Genomic DNA, 8,596 nt, shown 5'->3' on the forward strand with positions numbered 1-8,596 from the left:
TCTACATCTGATAAAATGAAGAAATCAAAAATACCATCATTATCGACATCACAAACTTCTAAATCTGCAGGAACAACAGGAACTGGAAGTAAAAATACTTCGATACGTAATGGTTCTGTTGAGAAACATCCTGTAATATTATTGGTCACCCTTGCAAAGACAATTTGAATATTCGTTGTATTTGTAAACATTGTTGGATCAGGAATCGAAGCATCATTTACATTAGCGCCTGCTAAGGTAAGATGATAGCTTACTGTAACTGTTGGATCAAAACCACCCGTAATCTCTGCATTCTTCACTGTTAAATCTATAGTAGTTAATCCATCAGGAGTACCATCTTCATCACAAATAATTAAATCAGTTGGAAGAACAGTTGTTGGATTTTCATTGATAAATAATTCAAAGAATAAATTAACTTCATCAAAAGTGCTACAACCAGTAATGGTATTAACAGCACTGTAGTATATAGTTTGTGGTTCACTAGTATTAGGATAGATCGTAGGATTTGGAATCGCTATTGGAGGAACCGCTGTATAATCAGCTAGTGAAGCATAGTAGCTTACAACATAATCTGGATTACCTCCCGTGATTTCTATATCTTTAGATGTTAGGTCAAAAATACCAAAAACACCATCATCACTACATTCAACAAAATCTGTAACATCTGTATTCAATACAGGATTTGGTAAGACTGTTAATTGCACATGAATTCCTAAACCAATACAATCATTGGCCGTATCACCATCTACACGCACATAAATGCCTTGAACGCCATTTACATCTGTTAGTGCAATATTATTGGTGTAATTACTAATATCTGGAATCGCATTTACTTCACTTTGTGCTTCCTGAAGAGTTTCGTAATACGAAACAGTTAATAATTGTCCTGCAGGAAATAAGGCCAAGACTTGGGCTGTGGCATCACTAAAGTCAAACACAGAAACCAAATCTCCATCGGTATCACAAGCTGTATACTCTAATAAGAAGTTAGCTGGGATTTGAGAAGTGTCTACTTCTAATAATAACTGAGCAGGGCGTGTACATCCATTTACAGTAGATACAATTACATCTATCGTCTCATTATTGACAATAGCATTTGTATATGCGATAGGATCTGCAATTGAATTTCCTGCTTGATCAAAGTATTGGAAGGTCTCATTTACAAAATCTGCAGAAATTAACACTTCACCTTCTGTTAAATTAAAAACAGCAAATCCATCATTATCTATATCACATTGTGTTAATAGTGGTGCTGGATTTATGATGACTGGTAATGCTCCAACGACTAAATCAAAAGAAATGACAGTAAAACAATCTGTGAAATTATCATTTTCAAGCCTAACAAAAATTGGCTGTCCGCCTACTATTGTATTTGTGAAAAATAATGGTAATGGACTCTGATCCAATAGGGCATCATTTGCATCTATATGATATGTGAGTGTAAACTGTGTTGGGTCTTGAGTCCCTAAAATGGTATTGTTTAGTGAGCCTAAATTAAACTCTACAAATCCATTTGTGTCACTTCCATCTGCAGTATTATCACAGACAACAAAAGGACCTGGGTCAACTGGAATAGGTCGTTGATTTACAATAACCATAAATGATGATGTGTCAAAGCAACTTGTATTGGCTATGTTTTCTACACGAATAAATATTTCATCATTAGGTGAATTATACCCTCCAGCTGTTGTAAGGGGTGCTACATCATTATCTGCGTCGTTTTGAGATAGGTGAAAACTTACTTCAACTTCGGCAAGAGTAAATGGTGCAATTATAAAAGGGATAAGACCATCAAGATCAAAGACCTCTAGTCCGTCATTAGACGGATCATCACAATTAATTTGATCAGGAACTTGGTTTATAACAGGAAGTATATCTACAATTAGATTAATAGGAGTTGTGTCAAAACATATAGCACTTAAATTATTTTCTATTCTGGCAAATATTGTAGATGTTCCAGCTTGATACGCCCCTGGAGTAGCTATGGGAGCGGTCCCATTTGTAGCATCTAAAGGAGTTGTGTGAAATGTAACAGTGTATGATAGAGGACTTTGTGTTCCTAAGACTGTAGCGGCTAATGGAGTAAGGTTGAAAATAGCTAATCCATCATTCGTTGGGTCATCACAAACAATCTGATCAGGCACTGGATTTGCAATTGCAAAATCATTTACTGTAATAGTAAATGAAAGTTCATCGGTACAATTATCAGGATCAGCTTCTACTTCATCAAATATAAAAATGGTAGTAGTTGTAGTTATAGGAATCGTCCAATCGATAAGATTTGTAGTAGGACTAATTTGTGGACCATCGTAATATTGAGGATTGTTTAAGAAATTTCCAGCAATAGTACTAGGATCTGGTAGCGAAAAGGTTTCACAAGCATCTATATTTGGGATTGGATTTAGAGCAGGTGCATCTACGAGTGTAATTGTGATATCTACATCTATAGGGTCACATTCACCAATAGCGACATAATTATAGACGAGAGAAGGATTGGAAATAGGATCAGTAAGGGGGTCAAAAATGTCTGTCCCACTATTAAGAGCTGGTGTCCAGGTACCACCAGTAGGGGGATTCCCATCAAAACGATCTAATAGGTTGATAGGACCTGCATTTGTACACACATCTGTTTCGGTATCTTCAGGAGTTACTGCAAATCCTGAATAGTATCCTCCAAATCCAGCAGAACCGCCTAGACCTTGAGCTACATCTCGATTATCACTTCCAAAAAGACCTACAGCTATCGGGCCATCAGCAATAATGGAAATATCACCCATCTGATCTTCTAAAAAATAAGTTTCCCAATCTGGTGTTCCAGGGTTTCCAAGTGCATCACCAACTGGGATTACAGTACCATTTACTGTTACCGTATTTCCAACTCTTGAAGTGATTAAAAGATTTCCAACATAGTCTTCAATACTATTGGGGTATATTTCATCTACAGCTGGTATAAGATCAACATCATTTTGAAAGAAACAACTAAGAGGTGGAATAAAATTCATTCCTGGTGTTGCATCTGGAACATCAGGTGGTGTTATTGTTTGATCATTTGTTCCAGATCGACCTGCTAAAAATTGGTACACATAAATGCTTTTAGTGTCATCATTAGTACTTATATACATATTTCTATGTACAGCATTGGGATCTGCAGGTAAGTAAAGGTTGTCATTATCAAGTATGGTGTATTCACCAGTATTTAAGGTAACTCCAATTGGATTTCCATTTACAAATATCTCTGTGTTATCTTGATTAGCAATGATAAGTGGTCTTTCGGAAACTGGATTTCCACCTCCACGTATGAGCATGTACTCAAAACCTGTGGCACTTTCGTCTACAATTTGGTCAATCATATGGTCAGACCAGTTAGCAGCTGAAGTGTCTGGATTAGGCATTGTTCCTCTAAGGTTACCACTATTTACTACAATGGGTTTGTCAGCAGTTAATAGAGCCCCAATAAAACCTTCATTATTATCTGGGTCTCCACTATATCCAGAAACCACAAACGTTTCTCCAGCATTCAATGTAGGATTAGGGTTTAATCCATTTTCAAAGGTCATGTTTGCTGCATCATAATCAGAAAATGTAATAGAAGTATTATCCTCTGTTGCCATGATGGAAGCAAAAAAACTATGCGCAGAATTATTCGGGTTAAGAGGACAGCTTCCTAATCTAAAGCTTTGCCCAAGTGCATCTTCTCCTTTTGCGGTTAAGTACCCCGCATGATTAAAATTATAAGTTCTTAAACTAACGTAAAATAATTCGGTTGATTCTAATATAAGCCCTTTGTCTGCGATTGGAGTGTTAAGTTCAGAGTTTTGAACAACTATGGGAGAATTAGCAAATAAATCAGGTTCATATATAGCTGGGTTTCCTTGAGAAATAGTAAGTGTTGTTAAAACGGTTCCATCTCCTCTTGATATCGTTACATTGATGGGTGTAGGAAAAGGAGTAGAGAGATATACTGTAGCGTCGGTAATACTTATACGTCCGTGAAGTGGTGGGATATAATGCGTACTTCCTAATTGAGCAAGTGATGGTAAAGTAGATAAAAATAAAAATAGTAATACTAAGTAGTTTTTTATTCGCATAACCTATTAGAATGATTAAATGAAAGTAGGGCTTCTAAAAATAAGTATATATTTTAAGAAAACTTTATAGAAACACTGTTTTAACAGCTCTTGCACTGATAAAACGTGTTAATTTTAAATAAAAAGCTTTCTTTTTTTAATGTATTACTCTTGTTGTGTTGTATTTATTTGCTTTCGCGAAAGCATTATATTTACATAAAACAATTTATATGACAAGTAAAGTAACCTACTTAGGTGACCTAAGAACGGAAAATATACACCTCAAATCAGGCAATGCATATATCACTGATGCACCTACAGATAATAAGGGAAAAGGAGAGGCGTTTTCTCCAACAGATACTGTTGCTACTGGATTAGCAAATTGTATGCTTACTATTATGGGGATAAAAGCAAATCAAATGGAACTATCTATTAATGGTACAACTGCTACTGTTACCAAAACAATGAGTGCAGATCCTAGAAGGATTTCAAAAATTAAAGTGGTTTTTGATTTTCCTAAGGGCATAGATGTGAAATCTCAAAAAATATTAGAACATACAGCAAATACATGTCCAGTGCACTATAGTTTACATCCAGATATAGAGAAAGATATCACTTTTAATTGGTGAAGGGGTAGATAATTAAAAAGCCCTGTTCAATTTGAACAGGGCTTTAAAAAGAGTTAATCGTTTATTATAAATTCGGCTTGAGCCTTATTTTACTTTGTTTACAATAGCTGCAAAAGCTTCTGGGTGATTCATAGCAAGATCTGCGAGCACCTTACGGTTAAGCTCGATATCATTTGCTTTTACTTTCCCCATAAACTGAGAGTAAGACATTCCGTGCATACGAGCACCCGCATTGATACGAGTAATCCATAAAGAACGGAAATTTCTTTTCTTTTGACGACGGTCTCTGTATGCATATTGCATAGCTTTGTCCACCGCATTTTTTGCAACTGTCCAAACGTTTTTACGACGTCCGAAGTAACCTTTTGCTTGCTTCAATACCTTTTTTCTTCTGGCTCTTGAAGCGACTGCGTTTACTGATCTTGGCATAATTTTACTTTTTTTGTAGTAGGCGGTCTAAAAAGACACTTGCTCAATTTAATGGCCTAACTCCAGGGTTTATAAATTTTAATGTAACCGGTTAAAGTAATTACTTCATACGAAGCATTAATTTAACATTGTTTTCATCTGCTTCATGAACTAATCCGTCATGAGTCAGTTTAAGCTTACGCTTCTTAGATTTTTTTGTCAGGATATGACTCTTAAAAGCGTGCTTTCTTTTGATTTTACCAGTTCCTGTAAGCTTAAAACGCTTTTTAGCACTGGATTTTGTTTTCATTTTAGGCATCTGTTCCTAGTTTTATTTAATTAACTCTCTTTCTTTTTTTGCTTCTATAAAGAAGCATTTTATCGTTAATAAACCCCTGAATTTATAAAATTCAAGGGTTTGTTATGTGATTACCTTTGTTAGGTATTATTATTTCTTCTTAGGAGCGATAAACATGGTCATACGCTTCCCTTCAAGACGAGGTAACTGTTCTACTTTTCCTAGTTCTTCTAATTCTTGAGCTAATTTAAGTAAAAGGATTTCCCCTTTGTCTTTGTAAATAATAGAGCGTCCTTTAAAGAATACATAAGCTTTGAGCTTAGCGCCTTCTTTTAAAAACTTCTCTGCGTGTTTCTTTTTAAATTCGTAGTCATGGTCATCTGTATTAGGTCCAAAACGTATTTCTTTAATAATCACTTTAGAGGCTTTCGCCTTCATGATTTTTTCACGTTTCTTCTGCTCATACACATACTTCTTGTAGTCAATGATCTTACAAACAGGTGGAGAGGCATTAGGTGATATCTCTACAAGATCTAATTCTAGATCTTCTGCTATGCTTAATGCTTTTGCTATAGGATATACTCCTACATCAACATTGTCTCCTACAAGTCGAACCTCACGGGCACGAATTTTTTGATTGATCTTGTGTTGATCTTCTTTTATGATCCTTGCAGGACCTTTCGATCTTTTTCTACGTATTGCTATGGCTTACTATATTTAAAATTAAACTTCAAATGTTTTTATTGTGGCTTCAACTTCGGTTTGTACCGCTTTCGCGAAAGCGTCCACAGTCATACTCCCCATATTTTCACCTCCATGACGTCTTACAGATATTGTGCCATCTTTTTCTTCTTGCTCGCCTACGATAATCATAAAAGGGATTTTTTGCATTTCTGCATCCCTGATTTTTTTACCCATAGTCTCGCTTCTATTATCTGCAAGGGCGCGAATTTCGTGATTTTCTAGCAAATTTAAAACTTTTTTGGCGTATTTCTCATATTTCTCACTCAGCGTAAGTATAATAGCTTGCTCAGGCATGAGCCATAAAGGAAAATTACCACCGGTATGTTCAAGTAAAATCGCTATAAAACGTTCCATGCTTCCAAATGGAGCTCTGTGAATCATTACAGGTCTATGTAGTTCATTATCACTACCCTTATAAGACAGTTCAAAGCGCTCAGGTAAGTTGTAGTCTACTTGTATTGTCCCTAATTGCCAGCTTCTTCCAAGGGCATCTTTCACCATGAAATCTAGTTTAGGGCCATAAAAAGCTGCTTCTCCAGTTTCTACAACATAATTCAGTCCTTTCTCTTTTGCGGCATTAAGAATAGCATTTTCGGCTTTTTCCCAGTTCTCTTCGCTACCTATATATTTTTCTGGCTTTTCAGGATCCCTTAAAGATACTTGTGCGGTAAAGTTTTCAAAACCTAGTGATCCAAAAACGTAAAGAACTAAATCTATAACATTTTTAAATTCATAATCTATTTGATCTGGAGTACAGAAGATATGAGCATCATCTTGTGTAAATCCTCTTACACGTGTTAACCCGTGAAGTTCTCCAGATTGTTCATATCGATATACAGTCCCAAATTCAGCATAGCGTTTTGGGAGTTCTTTGTAGCTCCAAGGGCGTGCATTGTACATTTCACAATGATGTGGACAATTCATGGGTTTTAGTAGAAACTCTTCGCCATCTGCAGGTGTGTTAATGGGTTGAAAACTGTCCTCTCCATATTTAGCATAATGCCCCGAAGTTACATATAGCTCTTTTTGAGCAATGTGTGGTGAAACTACCATTTCATACCCAGCTTTCTTCTGAGCGTCTTTTAGGAAGTTTTCAAGCCTTTCCCTTAAAGCAGCACCTTTTGGTAACCATAAAGGAAGTCCTTGTCCAACTTTTTGAGAAAATGTAAAAAGTTCTAGTTCCTTTCCTAATTTTCTATGATCTCTTTTCTTGGCCTCTTCAAGAAGTTCCAAGTATTGCTTCAAATCTTTCTGTTTTGGAAAAGATGTTCCATATACACGAGTAAGTTGAGGCTTGTTTTCATCACCTCTCCAGTATGCTCCAGCAACACTCATGATTTTTACGGCTTTTATAATACCTGTATTAGGAATGTGTCCTCCGCGACATAAATCTGTAAAGCTATCATGATCACAAAAAGTAATAGTTCCGTCTTCTAGATTTTCAATGAGTTCTACTTTATACTCATTTCCTTCGGCTTTATATTTATCTAATGCCTCTGCTTTTGAAACAGATCGCATTTTGAAATCGTGTTTTCCTCTGGCAATTTCTAGCATTTTGTCTTCAATGCGTTTGAAATCCTTGTCTGAAATAACATGATCTCCTGTATCTACATCATAATAAAACCCATTTTCAATGGCAGGTCCTATAGTGAGTTTAATTCCAGGGTATAATTCTAATAAAGCTTGAGCAAGCACGTGAGATGATGAATGTCTGAAAGCTTCTTTTCCTTCATCATTATTCCAGGTGAATAAAACGATAGATCCATCTGTGGTCAATGGGGTAGAGGTTTCAACAGTTTCATTATTAAACTTTGCTGAAATTACATTTCTAGCAAGTCCTTCACTGATGCTCTTTGCGACATCCATAGGAGTCACTCCATTTTCCATTTGTTTTACACTGCCGTCAGGCAAGCTTATATTGATCATAATATTATATTTACGAGGCAAAGATAATGTCTTCTATTATCGTGTACAATATCCAGATGATCTATTACTGAAAGATGTTATATTTTTCTTTTTATTTAGTGTACATATATTAAGGACAGGATGTGTAGGTGATTGATCTTGTATGTATTTGTTTGATAGGGCGTTGTGTTTTTTTTGAAAAAAGAATATTATTTTTCTTTTTAGTTAGAAAAGAGGTGTTATCTTTGCGGTCCGCTTTCGCGAAAAATGTTCTTTTTTAAAGTTGTTGTTTTATTGATTTTGAGCAAGAAAAAAAATAAATTTTTATTTGTTTAAAATAAATTAATAATTGTACATTTGCACCCGCTTTAAGAAAAAGACGGTTGTTGTGTTGAGAAAGAAGTGAAAATAGTTCTTGAGTATATTGTTTTAAGATTTTAAATAAAGATAAAAAAAAGATTAAATTTTTTTCATTTTTTGTTTGTTTGGAATAAAATAATAGTTGTACATTTGCACCCGCTTTGCGAGGGATATTGTAGAGCGAA

Annotated in this window: 7 protein-coding genes; 1 reads left to right on the forward strand and 6 read right to left on the reverse strand. The window is 35.4% G+C overall.

Going from position 1 to position 8,596, the window contains the following annotated elements:
* On the reverse strand, positions 1 to 4,088 hold a 4,088-nt coding region (locus CHB80_RS24210), incomplete at its 3' end, for an IgGFc-binding protein (RefSeq protein WP_179218269.1).
* A gap of 209 nt (positions 4,089 to 4,297) precedes the next feature.
* Between CHB80_RS24210 and CHB80_RS24215 the strand changes: the two genes are divergently transcribed.
* Entirely contained in the window at positions 4,298 to 4,696 is a 399-nt protein-coding gene (locus CHB80_RS24215) for an OsmC family protein (protein WP_089374113.1), read from the forward strand.
* 84 nt (positions 4,697 to 4,780) lie between these two features.
* On the opposite strand, the gene rplT is transcribed toward CHB80_RS24215, so the two are convergent.
* The 5 genes from rplT to CHB80_RS24900 all read right to left on the reverse strand — a co-directional run.
* Positions 4,781 to 5,125 (reverse strand): 50S ribosomal protein L20, encoded by a 345-nt coding sequence (gene rplT / locus CHB80_RS24220; protein WP_089374114.1) that lies wholly within the window; start codon positions 5,123 to 5,125, stop codon positions 4,781 to 4,783.
* A 100-nt stretch (positions 5,126 to 5,225) separates the two neighbouring features.
* Positions 5,226 to 5,423, reverse strand: coding sequence for a 50S ribosomal protein L35 (gene rpmI, locus CHB80_RS24225; RefSeq protein ID WP_089374115.1), 198 nt, complete (start codon positions 5,421 to 5,423; stop codon positions 5,226 to 5,228).
* Between the two features lie 129 nt (positions 5,424 to 5,552).
* On the reverse strand, positions 5,553 to 6,044 hold the full coding sequence (gene infC / locus CHB80_RS24230; RefSeq protein WP_143337250.1) for a translation initiation factor IF-3: 492 nt from the start codon (positions 6,042 to 6,044) through the stop codon (positions 5,553 to 5,555).
* Between the two features lie 81 nt (positions 6,045 to 6,125).
* Positions 6,126 to 8,072, reverse strand: coding sequence for a threonine--tRNA ligase (thrS, locus tag CHB80_RS24235; RefSeq protein ID WP_089374117.1), 1,947 nt, complete (start codon positions 8,070 to 8,072; stop codon positions 6,126 to 6,128).
* A 256-nt stretch (positions 8,073 to 8,328) separates the two neighbouring features.
* Positions 8,329 to 8,596: hypothetical protein (locus CHB80_RS24900; protein ID WP_218823104.1), on the reverse strand; the 268-nt coding region annotated here is incomplete at its 5' end.

The organism is Dokdonia pacifica (genome assembly GCF_900188275.1).
Lineage (GTDB): Bacteria > Bacteroidota > Bacteroidia > Flavobacteriales > Flavobacteriaceae > Dokdonia > Dokdonia pacifica.